This window comes from Psychroflexus tropicus DSM 15496, assembly GCF_000378765.1.
GTDB lineage: Bacteria > Bacteroidota > Bacteroidia > Flavobacteriales > Flavobacteriaceae > Psychroflexus > Psychroflexus tropicus.
In genome coordinates this window covers 587674-602472 of sequence record NZ_KB905343.1, presented here as the reverse complement: position 1 = coordinate 602472, position 14799 = coordinate 587674, and the positions used below count along the sequence as shown (strand labels likewise).

The window sequence follows — 14799 nt, the reverse complement described above, 5'->3', positions numbered from 1 at the left end:
AGTCACTATGAGCCATAATATAAAACCAGGAGTTGCAACCGGAAAGGAAGTGCAGGCTATATTTGATCATGCTAAGCAGAACAAATATGCACTTCCAGCTGTGAATGTTGTCGGCTCCAATACTATAAATGCTGTCCTAGAGACCGCAGCGAAACTTAATTCCCCAGTAATCATTCAATTTTCGAATGGTGGAGCCCAATTCAATGCTGGAAAAGGCTTGTCCAATGAAAACCAACAGGCAGCCATCAAAGGAGCTGCTACCGGAGCTAAACACGTTCATGATTTAGCAGAAGCTTATGGCGCAACTGTGATTCTTCACACCGACCACTGTGCTAAGAAATTGTTGCCTTGGATCGATGGCTTACTTGACGAAGGAGAAAAATTCTTTGAAGTTCATGGTAAACCGCTATATAGTTCGCACATGATCGATCTATCTGAAGAGCCTTTAGAAGAGAATATAGAAATATGTAAATCCTACCTGGAGCGAATGAAGAAAATGGGGATGACTTTAGAAATTGAGCTTGGAGTTACCGGAGGTGAAGAAGATGGGGTAGATAATACAGATATTGATTCATCAAAATTATATACGCAACCAGAGGAAGTCGCCTATGCTTATGAAGAATTGAGCAAAGTGTCAGACCAATTCACTATAGCGGCTGCTTTTGGAAATGTTCATGGGGTCTACAAACCAGGAAACGTGAAATTAACTCCAAAAATTCTTAAAAATTCTCAGGAGTATGTAACCAAACACTACAAAGTAGAGCATAATCATATCGATTTTGTTTTCCATGGCGGTAGCGGTTCTACAGTTGAGGAAATTCAAGAAGCTATTGGATATGGAGTTATCAAAATGAATATTGATACCGACTTACAATATGCCTTTACAGAGGGTATTAGAGACTATTTAAAAGATAAAGCGGATTATGTCTCTACACAAATAGGTAATCCTGAAGGAGATGATGTTCCTAATAAAAAATACTACGATCCTAGAAAATGGCTAAGAGAAGGAGAAGCGACTTTTATGGTTAGACTCGAGCAGGCCTTTAAGGATCTAAATAATATTAATACATTATAATTAAGCAATACAGCGTATATGGCAGCTTGGTTTAAGAGAAAGAAAAAAGGGATTCAAACCCCAACCGAAGAAAAAAAAGATGTACCTAAAGGATTATGGTACAAATCACCTACCGGTAAAATTATAGATGCAGAGCAACTGGCTAAAAATTATTACGTCAGTCCCGAAGATGATTACCATGTTAGAATAGGGAGTACAGAATATTTTGACATCTTATTCGATAATGGTGACTTTGAAGAATTGGACAGTAAACTCAAATCGAAAGATCCTTTAAAATTTGAGGATACCAAAAAATATAAAGATAGACTCAAAGAAGTACAGCAAAAAACACAACTCAACGATGCCATAAGAACGGCAGTGGGAAAATCTAAAGGGAAAAATGTAGTTATCGCTGCCATGGATTTTAAATTTATAGGAGGTTCTATGGGTTCTGTGGTAGGTGAAAAAATTGCTAGAGCTATAGATCATGCTATTGCTCATAAATGTCCTTTGATCATCATATCCAAGTCTGGAGGTGCCAGAATGATGGAAGCGGCCTTATCTTTGATGCAATTGGCCAAAACCTCAATTAAACTTACCCAGTTAGCAAAAGCAAAATTACCTTATATCTCCTTGTGTACAGACCCTACAACAGGTGGTACTACTGCATCTTTTGCTATGCTAGGAGATATTAATATATCAGAGCCAGGAGCATTAATTGGATTTGCAGGACCAAGAGTTGTTAAAGACACTACTGGAAAAGACCTTCCAGAAGGTTTTCAATCGTCTGAATTTCTTAAAGAGCATGGTTTCTTAGACTTTATTTCCCACCGTAAAGAATTAAAACATAAAATCAATCTTTACATAGACCTTATTCTAAATCAGCCAGTAAGAGCATAATTTTTTTAGAAGAGGTTGCTATCTCCATTTAAAAGATTACTTTTGCAGGATTGAATAGAAAATCTATTCTAGCATAAAAATTATTGAAATAATATTGGCATGTACTTAACATTAGAAGAAAAAGGCAAATTATTTGCTAAACACGGTAAGAACGAGAAAGATTCTGGTTCTGCAGAAGGCCAGATCGCTTTGATGACTCAGAGAATTGAGCACATTTCTCAACACTTAAAAACAAACAGAAAAGATTTTAATTCTGAAAGATCTTTGGTTAAACTAGTTGGTAAAAGAAGAAATCTTCTCGACTACCTCATGAAAAAAGACATCATGAGATACAGAGCCATCGTTAAAGAATTAGGATTAAGAAAATAAAAATTAAAGGGGCACTTTGCCCCTTTTTTAATTTAAAAGCGTTCCTTGGAACGACTTCCATTGGTTTTACATTTTTTCTAAACAACAACACAACAACACTTAAGAAAAACGTATAACCTTAACATCATTATTATGATTCCAAAAACATTTAGCGAAGTTATCGATCTCGGTGACGGTAGAGAAATCAAACTAGAGACCGGTAAATTAGCAAAGCAGGCACACGGCTCTGTTGTTGTTCAAATGGGCAACGCCATGTTGCTTTGTACAGTAGTTTCTTCTTACAAGGAGAGCACAATGGATTTTTTTCCATTAACGGTAGACTACAGAGAAAAATTTGCAGCTGCAGGTAGATATCCCGGTGGCTTTTTCAAAAGAGAGGCACGTCCAAGCGATGGTGAAGTGCTTACCATGAGAATAGTAGACAGAGTATTACGTCCTCTTTTTCCTTCAGATTACAAGACCGAAACACAGGTTATGATTCAGCTGATGTCTCACGACGACGAAGTGATGCCAGATGCTTTGGCAGGTCTTGCTGCTTCTACAGCGATTCAATTATCAGATATTCCTTTTGAAACTGCTATCTCTGAGGCCAGAGTTGGTAGAGTTAACGGAGAGTTTGTCATCAACCCTAGTCGCAGTCAACTTAAAGACTCAGACATCGACATGATTATTGGTGCCTCTTCAGACTCTGTGATGATGGTAGAAGGTGAAATGAATGAGATTTCTGAAGAAGAAATGGCTGAAGCCATCAAATTCGCTCATGAACACATCAAAAAACAAATTGAAGCTCAAATAAAACTTGCTGAAGCCTTCGGCAAAAAACCAGTGCGAGAATATCCTTCTGCTGAACAAAACGAAGAGATAGAAAATAAGGTTCGTGAGGCAGCTTATGATAAAATCTATGAAATCGCCAAAGGTGGTCATAGCAAAAGAGAGCGTGGTGAAGCATTTTCTGCAGTGAAAGACGAAGTCATGGCCTTATTTTCTGAGGAAGAACTAGAGGAAAATGAAAAGCTCATCAAAACTTATTTTAATAAAGTAGAAAAGGATGCAGTAAGAGAATTAACACTATCGGAAGGAATTCGACTTGATGGAAGAAAAACCGACGAAATTAGACCAATTTGGTGTGAAGTAGACTACTTACCTTCTGTTCACGGGTCTGCTATATTTACCAGAGGAGAAACACAAGCTTTAGCGACTGTAACTCTTGGAACATCCAGAGAAGCTAATACCATTGACATGCCTACTCACCAGGGAGAAGAAACCTTCTACCTTCACTATAACTTCCCTCCTTTCTGTACAGGGGAGGCTTATCCAATTAGAGGAACTTCACGAAGAGAGATTGGTCACGGTAATTTAGCTCAGCGTGCGCTTAAAGGCATGATTCCAGAAAGCAATCCCTATACAGTACGTGTAGTTTCTGAAGTTTTAGAATCAAATGGTTCTTCTTCTATGGCTACAGTGTGTGCAGGAACCATGGCCATGATGGATGCTGGTGTTAAGATGACAAAGCCTGTCTCAGGTATTGCCATGGGATTAATTACTGACGGAGAGCGTCACGCTGTATTGTCTGATATCTTAGGAGATGAAGATCATTTAGGAGACATGGACTTTAAAGTTACAGGTACCGCTGATGGGATCACAGCCTGCCAGATGGATATTAAAGTGAAAGGCTTACCTTATGAAATTTTGGTTAAAGCTCTTAAACAAGCTAGAGATGGAAGACTTCATATTTTGAATAAATTGACAGAAACCATTCCTGCTCCAAATGAAACTGTTAAAGCTCATGCGCCTAAAATCATCACGCGTAGAATTCCAAATGATTTCATTGGAGCCCTTATTGGACCTGGTGGAAAAGTAATTCAAGAATTACAAAAATCTACAGGAACAGAAATCGTCATCAACGAAGATCCGGATACTGAAGAAGGCATAGTAGAAATACTTGGTACAGATCAAGATGGAATTGATAAAGTTCTTGCTAAAATCGACTCTGTGACCTTCAAGCCTGAAAAAGGAAGCGTTTACGAGGTCACCGTTGTAAAAGTGCTTGATTTTGGAGCTGTTGTAGAATATAACGAAGCACCAGGAAATGAGGTATTACTTCACATCTCCGAACTAGCATGGGAACGTACCGAAAACGTTGCTGATGTAGTTAAACTAGGAGACGTGTTGGATGTAAAATATTTTGGAGTAGATCCTAGAACCAAAAAACCTAAGGTTTCTAGAAAAGCATTGCTTCCAAAACCTGAAAAAGGACCTAGAAAAGATGATGAAAATAAATCATAGTCTTTTTATTAAATCTATTAAAAACGGTTTAGAAATTCTAAACCGTTTTTTTTGTACTGACAGTTTTACAACATGACATATTTTCATAAAGGATTATGAAAATATTAAGTAAAATAGCTCTGTAAGGTTAGTATTTATCTAAAATAAGCCTTAATAACTCAAATCAAATAATAAAAATATTAAATTGGCAAATGTGCATGAAGATTGCACAGATGTTAAAAATCATTTTTATTAATCTTTAAAAAAATAAAATGAAAGTATTAGTGATTGGAGCAGGTAACATGGGGTTAACCTACTCTGAAGGAATGGCAAAATCCCCTTTACTTAACCGAAAAAACTTAATGATACATGATGTATCCTCAGACTTATTGAAAAAGCTTGATGAAGTATCATATTATGATACCTTCTATAATCTGGAAGATTGCGTAGCAGACGCTGATGTTATCTTTATAGCAGTAAAACCTTATCACAGTGATGACTTGTTTGCTAGAATGAAGCCTATGCTTAATGATCAGCAAATAATAGTGTCTTTGATGGCTGGGGTTACTATTGAAAATATACAGCAGGGTTTGGACATTAAAAAAGTAGTGAGAACTATGCCTAATTTACCCGCTAAAGTCGGTAAAGGTGTAACTTCTTACACTGAATCTAAAGAGGTGTCCAGAGTAGAGCTTTTAATGATCCGTAATCTCCTAGATACAACCGGGCAATCCATTAGGGTGAAAGATGAAGATTTCATCAATAAATCTACAGGTATTTCCGGAAGTGGGCCAGCTTACATATTTTATTTTATGGCTTCTATGCTTGAAGCAGCCAAGAAGATGGGATTCTCAGATAACGACTCCAAAGTGCTTGTGAGCAATACCTTTGAAGGAGCGGTATCTTTGTTTAATGAATCTGACTTAACTCCAGAAAAATGGATGGACAGGGTGGCCTCTAAAGGAGGAACAACAAGAGCAGCCTTAGACTCAATGGATGATAACAATGTAAAACAGCTTATCCAAGATGCTGCTTATGCAGCATTTAACCGAGCAGTAGAATTAGGGGATGAATAATTTAAATTCAGAAGATATGCACGCTAAACGTATAGTTGTAAAAGTAGGAACCAATGTAATGACCAACACCAATAATAGAATTGTTGGACCCATACTAAAAAACCTTGTGAGACAAATTGCTTATCTCTATGAAAGAGATATCATTACCATATTAGTATCATCAGGTTCTGCGATCGCTGGTAAAGAAGTCTTAGGAAGTTGTACTTCTGAAGATGCGTCGACCCGACGTCAGGTTTATTCTTCTGTAGGACAACCTAGAATGATGAGGCATTATTATACCATGTTTCATGATTTTGGCATGCGATGTGGACAGGTTTTGGCTACAAAAAGAGACTTTGCTCCTGGGAAATACAGAGAAAATATGATCAATTGCTATGAAGGTCTATTGACAGAGGGTATTATACCTATCGCCAATGAAGATGATGCTGTTTCTCTATCCATGTCTATGTTCTCTGATAATGATGAGTTAGCAAGTCTGGTATCTGAACTCGTAGGTGCCGATATGCTAATCATGCTTACAGATATTGAAGGACTTTATACTGGCCACCCAGACCATGAAGGATCAGAATTGCTTAGACACGTAAGAGTACATGACAATGTTGAAAAATACGTGCAAGAAAATGAGAAAGGCGAAGGTGAAGGCCGTGGAGGTATGGAATCCAAGCTAAAGATTGCTAAAATGACCGCTAGCAAAAATATACCCACATATATTGCTAATGGTAAAGAAGAAAATATCATTCTCGATATTTTAGAAGGAAAAGAAGTAGGAACAAAATTTACAGTTTAAAATTTTAATTCATGAAATTACTTAATACAGATAAAAAAAATAATGTTCTTCAATCTATGATGAATATCATCGATAAGAGAAGAAATGAAATCATTGAAGAAAACAAAAAGGATCTAGAATCATTCAATAGAAATGATCAGGCTTTGTATGATCGACTGGTTGTCGACCAAAAAAAGGTTGATGGAATGATTCAAGCCATCAAAGAGGTAAAAGAACAAGAAGACCCAGTAGGTAATACTATTTCAGAACGAACGCTGGATACTGGTCTTAAGATTGTAAATAAAACCGATCCATTTGGAACGATACTTATCATTTACGAATCTAGGCCAGATGTGACAATAGAAGCTGCGGTTTTAGCCTTTAAAGCCAACAATAAAATCTTTTTAAAGGGTGGTAAAGAAGCTAATCACAGTAATGTTATTCTAGAAGAATGCTGGCATCAGGCTTTGGAAGAAAATGGGTTATCCAAAGACTGGATCAATTTATTGCATCTCAACCGGGAACAAACTCAAGAGTTTTTAAGCAACCCTCCAGAAAAAATAGATCTGGTCGTTCCAAGAGGTGGTGACAAGCTGATTGATTTTGTAAAGCGAACAGCAAAAGGTGCAGTTTTAGTAAGTGGAAGAGGAAATAATTTTCTCTACGTTGCACCAGACGCAGATTGGGATGTAGCCAAAAAGGTTATCATCAATGCTAAAACTGATAAGATTTCTGGATGTAATGCTTTAGATAAAGTCTTAATCGACTCTAATATTGCTGACTTCGATTCTAAAGTTAAGGATCTTGCTGACACCCTAAAAGAATATGAAGTTGAAATTTTAGTCGATGGAAAGGTTGAAAATGTTTTAGATCTTCCCACATTACCTACGGAGGATACTTGGTATGAAGAGTTTTTAGCTCTTAAAATTGTCATCTCATCAGTAGATTCTTTCGATGAAGCCGTGGAAAAGATAAATACCTATTCTGGTGGTCACTCCTCTGTTATTATCACTAAAGATGATAATAAGGCTTTAGACTTTATGCAACAAATAGACAGTGCTGCTGTCTATCAAAATGCCTCATCTCGTTTCACCGATGGTGGACAGATGGGTGTGGGTGCCGAGCTTGCTATCTCTACAGATAAGCTTCACCATAGAGGTCCACTAGGACTAAAGCAATTGGTTACCAATAAATATTATGTTTGGGGCGATGGCCACATCAGGCAATAATTTATAAATTTTTTAATTGACTAAACGCCTGCTTATCAAGAATAAGCAGGCGTTTTTTTATGCTTAGACCATCTATCACTAAATAATTTACACCTCGTCTTGTAACATTTCTGAACTTTCGATCGTAAAATGATATGTAGATAAACAGATAATCCACCACATATCTAAATGAGACAACTTAAAATCACAAAGCAGGTTACCAACAGGGAAACTGCATCGCTAGACAAGTATCTTCAGGAAATTGGAAAAGTAGACTTAATTACTGCAGAAGAAGAAGTCGAATTAGCACAAAGAATTAAAGCAGGAGACGATAGAGCATTAGAGAAACTAACCAAAGCCAATTTGAGGTTTGTGGTTTCGGTATCTAAACAATATCAAAACCAAGGCCTTACCCTACCCGATTTGATTAATGAAGGTAATTTAGGACTTATAAAAGCTGCAAAACGTTTTGATGAGACCAGAGGTTTCAAATTCATTTCTTATGCTGTATGGTGGATTAGACAATCCATTTTATCTGCTCTAGCAGAACAGTCGAGAGTAGTAAGGTTACCCTTGAATAAAATCGGTTCTATCAACAAAATCAATAAGACCTTCGCTATTCTGGAACAAAGACATCAGAGACCACCAAGTCCGGATGAAATTGCCAAAGAATTAGAAATGACCGTCAACGATGTCAAAGAATCTTTAAAAAATGCAGGCCGTCATCTATCCATGGATGCCCCTTTGATTGAGGGAGAAGATTCTAGCCTTTATGATGTCTTAAAATTTGGAGAATCTCCTAGTCCTGAGAACGAGTTATTGCATGAATCCCTGCAGACAGAAATTGAAAGAGCGTTAGAAACCTTAACCAGTAGAGAAGCTGATGTCATTAGACTTTACTTTGGTTTAGGAAATCAACAACCTATGACCCTCGAGGAGATCGGAGAAACCTTCGGTCTAACCAGGGAACGCGTTCGTCAAATCAAAGAGAAAGGCGTAAGACGGTTAAAACATACTTCCAGAAGTACAATACTAAAGACCTATTTAGGCTAAGTCTGTATTCCTAATTATAATAAAAAAGCCCTCAATTGAGGGCTTTTTTATTATAATTAGGAATGTTAGTTTCGATTGACTTCCACAGAAGAATTAGTTTCTGATGCTTTTTCTTTTACAGTTTTAAGTAAGTTTTCTGCTTCTGAAATAGTTTCTGGGTAATCCTCAAAGTTGTTGATGATATTTTCTAAAATGTAGGTAGCATTATAGTTATCTCCTAAAGCAAAGAAGTTTTCAGCCATTAATAGCAGACCTTTTACTCCAAATTCTTTATATCTCGCATAATTCTTAGTAAGGTCCTGTATAACTTCTGTAGAAGCTTGATAATTTCCAGATTGATGTTTAAAATACGCCTCATAGTATAAGGCTTCAGCCTTAAGCCTTCCGGTTGCCATTTGTGACACTTCTTCGTACGCTGTTTTTGCACGCTTTTCATCTCCAACTTTTAAGGATGATCGTGCTATAAAGACCTTTGCATCACTAAGAATCTCTTCGTCTTCTATATTTTTACTCAAAATTAATTCAGCATAAATGAGCGCTCTGTCATAATTTTCTAGTTCAAAATAAGACTTCATCAAATTGGATTGTGCAAAAAGCACATTTTGAGAAAAACTGGATTCTGATTCTAGACGAGACAAGCTTTCGATGGCTTTAGAATAATTTTTGTTGGATAAGTGGTATTGAGAAACTCGCCTCAGAGACTCTTCTGTGTACTCATTGGATCTTCTATTGATAACAGCTTCATAGTAAGGAAGCGCTTCTTGTTGCTGACCATCATTGTAAAGCAGCTTTGCCAGATAAAAGTTGGACTTTAAGCTATTTCTTCCATTCGGAAATTTATCCAGATAAGCCTTAAATCCACTTATCGCTTTCTGGGTATCATTCTCTAGAAACTTGTTCTCTGCTGCTTCATAAGTAGCCTCTTCAATATCAGAATCTGCAACTTCTACAAAGTCTAGAGTGTTTACCCAACTCGCATACTGATCAATTTCACCCATATCAATATAAATTAATCGAACTGTTTGAACAGCCTGAAGCGCCTCCTGTGAGTTTGGAAATTCTTTAACCAAGCGTTTAAACTTAGATAAGGCTTCGTTGTTTTGTCCCTGGTTATAATAAATCAACGCTTGTTTAGAAAGGGCTTTGGGATAAAACAGGCTCTTTTTATAATTAGAAAGAATAGTTTGATAAGCTGCAATGGCCTGTTGGTCTTTGTTCTCTGCAACATAGGTATTTCCTAATTCAAATAAGGCATCATCTTTATAAATCGAATTTGGATAAGTGTCTACAAATAGATTTAAATTTTCAATTTTCTGTTTGTTTCTATCTACAAAACCATAACTATAAGCCTTTTGAAAAAAAGCATAATCACTCTTATAGTTTTTCATAGCAATAGCACTATTATAAGCTTCCATGGCAGGCCAGTACTGCCCCATCGCAAATTGGGCATCACCTAACCTTACGTAGGCATCGTGAAGTCTTTGAGAAGGACGTTCGACCCGTATAAAATCTTCAAAAAATGAAACGGAAAGTCTGTAATTTTTAGTTTTAAAATAAGCGTAAGCAATATTATAGTTTATGGAATAGTACTCTGGTAACTGTTTAGCAATAGACATTCCTTTAAACTCTTTATATCCAACTAGTGCTTCACTGTAGTTTCCTAAAGCATAATCTACCTCTGCTTTCCAATATGTCGCTTTAGCGGTAAATTCTGCGTCCAGTCGTTCAGATAAAGATTGATTAAAGTAGGCTTTAGCTTCTTTTAGCTGATTATCTTTAAACAACTCAATTCCATAATAATAGGTAACTTTCTGAAACGCTAGTTTGTTTTCATAATCTCTACTACCCTCAAGCATGGATATGGCTTTTTCGTAGTTTTTTGAGGTGAGGTAAGAGTCTATCAATAAATCTTCAATTTGCTTGCTTTCTTTAGAATTTGGGTAAGTGGTCAGATAGGTTTGAAGGACTTCAGGAGCAGGTTGATAGGCATTCCCTATTTCATAACTCAACTTAGCATAATTAAGAAAGGCATCCTTTTTTAAATCCTCATCAAATTCCATTTCAGTAACATTCTTGAATGCATTAAGCGCCTGAGTTTTTCTATCTGTTCGTAAATAGGCTTTAGCCAGGTGGTAGTAAGCATTTTGAGCTACAAAATCTTGTCCATCGATAATTTTCGAAAATTCGTCTATGGCTGCTTCATAATTTCCGGTTTCGTAGTAAGCATAACCAAGTTGATAATAATCTGTGTTATTCCATTTTCCTCTTTCTCCACGATAATCCTTTAAATATTCGATGGCCTTATTGTAATCTTTTAGATTAAAATAGCTTTCGCCGATAATCTTGTTGAGCTGAGATCGCTCTCTTGCGTTGGATTTTGGAAGCTGCTCCAATCCTAGTTCAATAGCTTTTTCAAAGTTTCCTAATTTGAAGTTCATGTCACTTTGAAAATATGAGATGTTATTTCCCTTCACCCCTTCACTCCTAGCCTCATCAAATAATTCTGACGCGGAAGTGTATTCATTCTCTTCATAAGCGATAAAACCAATATAATATTTGGCCTGTGCTCCGTATTCTTTATCATTTCTTACATTATCAAAAAGTTGTTGAGCTTTTTCATAATTTTTGGTTCTAAAGTTGGTATAACCAAAATTGAACTGATAGGTTTTTAGTTCATTTCTGGATAAAGAAGATGTATTGACTTTTGCAAACCATTGATTGGCTTTAGAAAAATCTCTTTTACTAAAATAATAATTACCTACTTCCAAATAGGCTTTATTTGTTTTAAGGCTTGTTGGATTTTCAGCTATAAAATCTTCCATCATTTCATCTGCATTCGGCTCATTGAGTTTGATAGCACAGGTTGCTATATAGTAATCAACGTTGGACTTTAGCTGATCACTATCGATGTCAGAGTAAATTCTTCTTAGGGCTGTACTTGCGGCTTCAAACTGATTTTGATCATAAAGATGTAGTGCCTCCTGATACTTACCCAAAACATCTACTGAATTTTGAGTCTGCTGAGCATTAATGCATAAAGAAATCATTAAAAAGGTAACGAAGAAAATTTTTGGCATTGGTATACGTTTTTAAGAAAAAATCAAAGATAAAAGATATAGATATACAACGTCGAAGCTTTCTTTTAATTATAAGTATTCAAAAATTGATTTTTAAAGCTCAAGTAAATAATCCTATATTTATGACATTAAAAATTTGTAAATTATCTCATGTCTGAAACCATTTTAGAACTTAGTAATGCCAGTATTTTCCAAAGAGAAACCCTCATTCTTTCCGATGTTAATATCGAAATTAAAAGGGGAGAATTTGTTTACCTCATAGGTAAAACAGGGACAGGAAAAAGTAGCTTTATGAAAACCCTCTATGGCGACTTACCTCTTAAAAGTGGCTTTGGACAGATTGTAGGAGTAGAATTAAAAAATTTAAAAGAAAAAGATATTCCTTTTTTAAGACGAAAGCTGGGGGTTGTATTTCAAGACTTCAAATTACTTAATGACAGGAATGTAAAAGAAAACTTGATCTTTGTTTTAAAGGCAACAGGCTGGAAAGACAAGTCTAAGATGGAGCAAAAAATCGATGAAGTCTTAGATAAAGTAGGAATGAAAACCAAGAGTTTTAAGTTTCCCTATCAACTTTCTGGGGGAGAACAGCAAAGAATTGCAATTGCCAGAGCTCTGCTTAACGATCCTGAATTGATTCTTGCAGATGAACCTACTGGTAATCTTGACCCTCAAACTTCTGTAGAAGTGATGCAGGTTTTACAGGAAATCAATGCCAATGGAAATACCATCTTGATGGCTACTCACGATTATGCTTTACTCTTGAAGTATCCCTCAAAAACCTTAAAATGCGATGGTCAAAGACTATTTGAAGTGGTTCAAAAACAACAACAAACACCATAATTAAGATTTTTAATTCAACTTATTTTATTGATTACTAAACCTTTTCGAATGAAATCAATTATTACTCTATTAATCCTCAGCTTACTCATAAGCACAGGATGTTCCAAAAAAGACAAGACTAAAGACAAACAAATGACAGAAAATACTTTGCTTCAGGAATGGGATGGGCCTTATGAAGGCGTACCAGGGTTTGAAAGCATGAAACTAGAGGATTTAGAACCGGCAATGGACTATGCAATGGCTAAACACCTCGAAGAAATTGAAAAGATAGCGGAAAATAAGGATGCTGCTAATTTTGAAAATACAATCGTAGCTATGGAACGCTCAGGAAAATTGGTTGATAGAGTGTATACTTACTATGGCATTTGGAGTAGTAACAAGTCATCAGAGGAATTTAGAGCTATTCAGCAAAAGCTATCCCCTAAATTATCGGACTATCAATCTAAAATTCGTCAAAACGAAAAGTTATTCAATAGAATTAAATCTGTTTATGAACAGAGTAAGAATAACCCCTTGGAGCCGCAACAGCAAAGAGTTGTAGATTTGGTATACAAGTCATTTGAAATGAACGGGGCTAATTTAGACAAAGCTGGAAAAGAACGCTATGCGGAAATCAATAAGGAACTTGCCAAGCTGTATACCAACTTTTCTAATAATGTACTTCATGATGAAGAAAATTATGTCACTTTTCTCAACGCCGATCAATTGAGTGGTTTACCTGAATCGTTTATTAAATCGGCCCAAAAAGAAGCGGAACGGCAGGGAAAACCAGACCAGTATGCCATCGTTAATACAAGGTCTTCTATGGATCCCTTTCTTACCTATTCTGATGAAAGGGCCTTAAGAGAAAAAGTATGGAAGAACTACTATTCCAGAGGAGATAATGGCGATAAATACGATAATAACCAAATCATAAAAGAGATTTTAAAACTTAGAGATGAACGGGTAGAACTGTTAGGATATGACAATTATGCCGAATGGAGATTACAAGACAGAATGGCCAAAAATCCAGAAAACGCCATGAATCTTTTGATGGCAGTATGGCCTTCTGCAGTAGCTCGGGTGGAGGAAGAAGTTGAAGATATGCAAGCTATTGCAGATCGAGAGAACAATGGAATTGAAATCCAAGCTTGGGATTACAGGTACTATGCTGAAAAAGTAAGGCAGGAAAAATACAACCTGGATTCTGAAGAAGTGAAGAATTACCTCGTGCTCGATAATCTGACAGAGGCTATATTTTATGTAGCTGGTCGATTATTTGATTTTAATTTTGAGGAGATAACAGATGGCAGCGTTCCTGTATTTCATGAAGACGTTAAGGTTTACGAAGTGACCAGCACAACCAATGGCGAGCATATTGGTTTATTCTATCTGGATCCTTACGCCAGAAAAGGCAAGCGCTCTGGAGCCTGGGCGACTACTTATAGATCTTACACCAGCTTCGATGGAGAAACCAATGTTTTAGCTTCCAACAATTCTAATTTTGTAAAAGCAGCTAAAGGGGAGCCGGTTCTGGTGTCCTGGGATGATGCCGAAACCTTCTTCCACGAATTTGGTCACGCTTTACATTTCTTAAGTGCAGACGTGAAGTATCCCACTTTAAACGGAGGAGTTAGGGATTATACAGAATTTCAATCTCAACTTTTAGAGCGCTGGATTTATACCGATGAGGTGATTTCTAAATTTCTGAAACATCACGATACGGGAAAACCTATGCCTGAGAAACTTATCACCAAAATTAAAAAAGCATCCAAATTTAATCAGGGATTCGCTACTACTGAGTTTTTAGCTTCTGCGATAATGGATATGAAGTACCACACCACCAACCCTGAAAAGATAGATCCAAAAACTTTTGAAAAGGAAACTTTAGATGAACTAGGAATGCCAAAAGAGTTGGTCATGCGCCATCGCTCACCTCATTTTGGACATGTGTTCTCTGGCGAAGGCTATGCCACTGGTTACTATGGGTATCTTTGGGCCGATGTACTCACTTCTGATGCTGCAGAAGCTTTTGCTCAAGCAGAAGGAGGTTTTTACGATGAAGCTCTATCTCAAAAATTAGTAGACTTTTTATTTGCTCCAAGAAATGCCATGGACCCTGCAGAAGCTTACAGGTTGTTTAGAGGTAGAGACGCCGAGATAGATGCTCTCATGAGAGATCGTGGTTTTCCAGTTCCAAAAGAATAAG

The 14799-nt window shown here is 36.7% G+C and carries 11 protein-coding genes; 10 read left to right on the top strand and 1 reads right to left on the bottom strand.

The features are described from left to right. The first annotated feature begins 7 nt into the window (after positions 1 to 7). The 8 genes from fbaA (at position 8) to F598_RS0107575 (ending at position 8691) form a co-directional block, all read left to right on the top strand. On the top strand, positions 8 to 1075 hold the full coding sequence (gene fbaA, locus F598_RS0107610; protein WP_019038442.1) for a class II fructose-bisphosphate aldolase: 1068 nt from the start codon (positions 8 to 10) through the stop codon (positions 1073 to 1075). Positions 1076 to 1093: 18 nt separating this feature from the next. Further along, positions 1094 to 1954 (top strand): acetyl-CoA carboxylase, carboxyltransferase subunit beta, encoded by an 861-nt coding sequence (gene accD / locus F598_RS0107605; protein WP_019038441.1) that lies wholly within the window; start codon positions 1094 to 1096, stop codon positions 1952 to 1954. A gap of 99 nt (positions 1955 to 2053) precedes the next feature. Continuing rightward, entirely contained in the window at positions 2054 to 2323 is a 270-nt protein-coding gene (gene rpsO / locus F598_RS0107600) for a 30S ribosomal protein S15 (RefSeq protein WP_019038440.1), read from the top strand. A 132-nt stretch (positions 2324 to 2455) separates the two neighbouring features. Next, a complete protein-coding gene (locus F598_RS0107595; RefSeq protein WP_019038439.1) occupies positions 2456 to 4609 on the top strand; it encodes a polyribonucleotide nucleotidyltransferase in 2154 nt (717 codons plus the stop codon). A 251-nt stretch (positions 4610 to 4860) separates the two neighbouring features. Then, positions 4861 to 5664, top strand: coding sequence for a pyrroline-5-carboxylate reductase (gene proC, locus F598_RS0107590; protein ID WP_019038438.1), 804 nt, complete (start codon positions 4861 to 4863; stop codon positions 5662 to 5664). After that, positions 5657 to 6451 (top strand): glutamate 5-kinase, encoded by a 795-nt coding sequence (proB, locus tag F598_RS0107585; protein WP_019038437.1) that lies wholly within the window; start codon positions 5657 to 5659, stop codon positions 6449 to 6451. The genes proC and proB overlap by 8 nt, the downstream gene beginning before the upstream one ends. An 11-nt stretch (positions 6452 to 6462) precedes the next feature. After that, the gene (locus F598_RS0107580; RefSeq protein ID WP_019038436.1) at positions 6463 to 7659 is read left to right on the top strand and encodes a glutamate-5-semialdehyde dehydrogenase; all 1197 of its coding nucleotides are present in this window, start codon (positions 6463 to 6465) and stop codon (positions 7657 to 7659) included. A 168-nt stretch (positions 7660 to 7827) separates the two neighbouring features. Next, positions 7828 to 8691, top strand: a complete 864-nt coding sequence (locus F598_RS0107575; RefSeq protein WP_019038435.1) for a sigma-70 family RNA polymerase sigma factor — start codon at positions 7828 to 7830, stop codon at positions 8689 to 8691. 65 nt (positions 8692 to 8756) lie between these two features. Here the strand turns inward: F598_RS0107575 and F598_RS0107570 are convergent, their stop codons facing one another. Next, a complete protein-coding gene (locus F598_RS0107570; protein ID WP_019038434.1) occupies positions 8757 to 11768 on the bottom strand; it encodes a tetratricopeptide repeat protein in 3012 nt (1003 codons plus the stop codon). Between the two features lie 150 nt (positions 11769 to 11918). Here F598_RS0107570 and F598_RS0107560 point away from each other — a divergent pair, with 150 nt between their 5' ends. Together F598_RS0107560 and F598_RS0107555 are read left to right on the top strand one after the other, a co-directional pair. Next, positions 11919 to 12611, top strand: a complete 693-nt coding sequence (locus tag F598_RS0107560; protein ID WP_019038432.1) for a cell division ATP-binding protein FtsE — start codon at positions 11919 to 11921, stop codon at positions 12609 to 12611. A 48-nt stretch (positions 12612 to 12659) separates the two neighbouring features. Next, positions 12660 to 14798 carry a M3 family metallopeptidase gene (locus F598_RS0107555; protein ID WP_019038431.1) on the top strand — a complete coding sequence of 713 codons (2139 nt, stop codon included), beginning with the start codon at positions 12660 to 12662 and terminating at the stop codon, positions 14796 to 14798. Position 14799 lies beyond the last annotated feature (1 nt).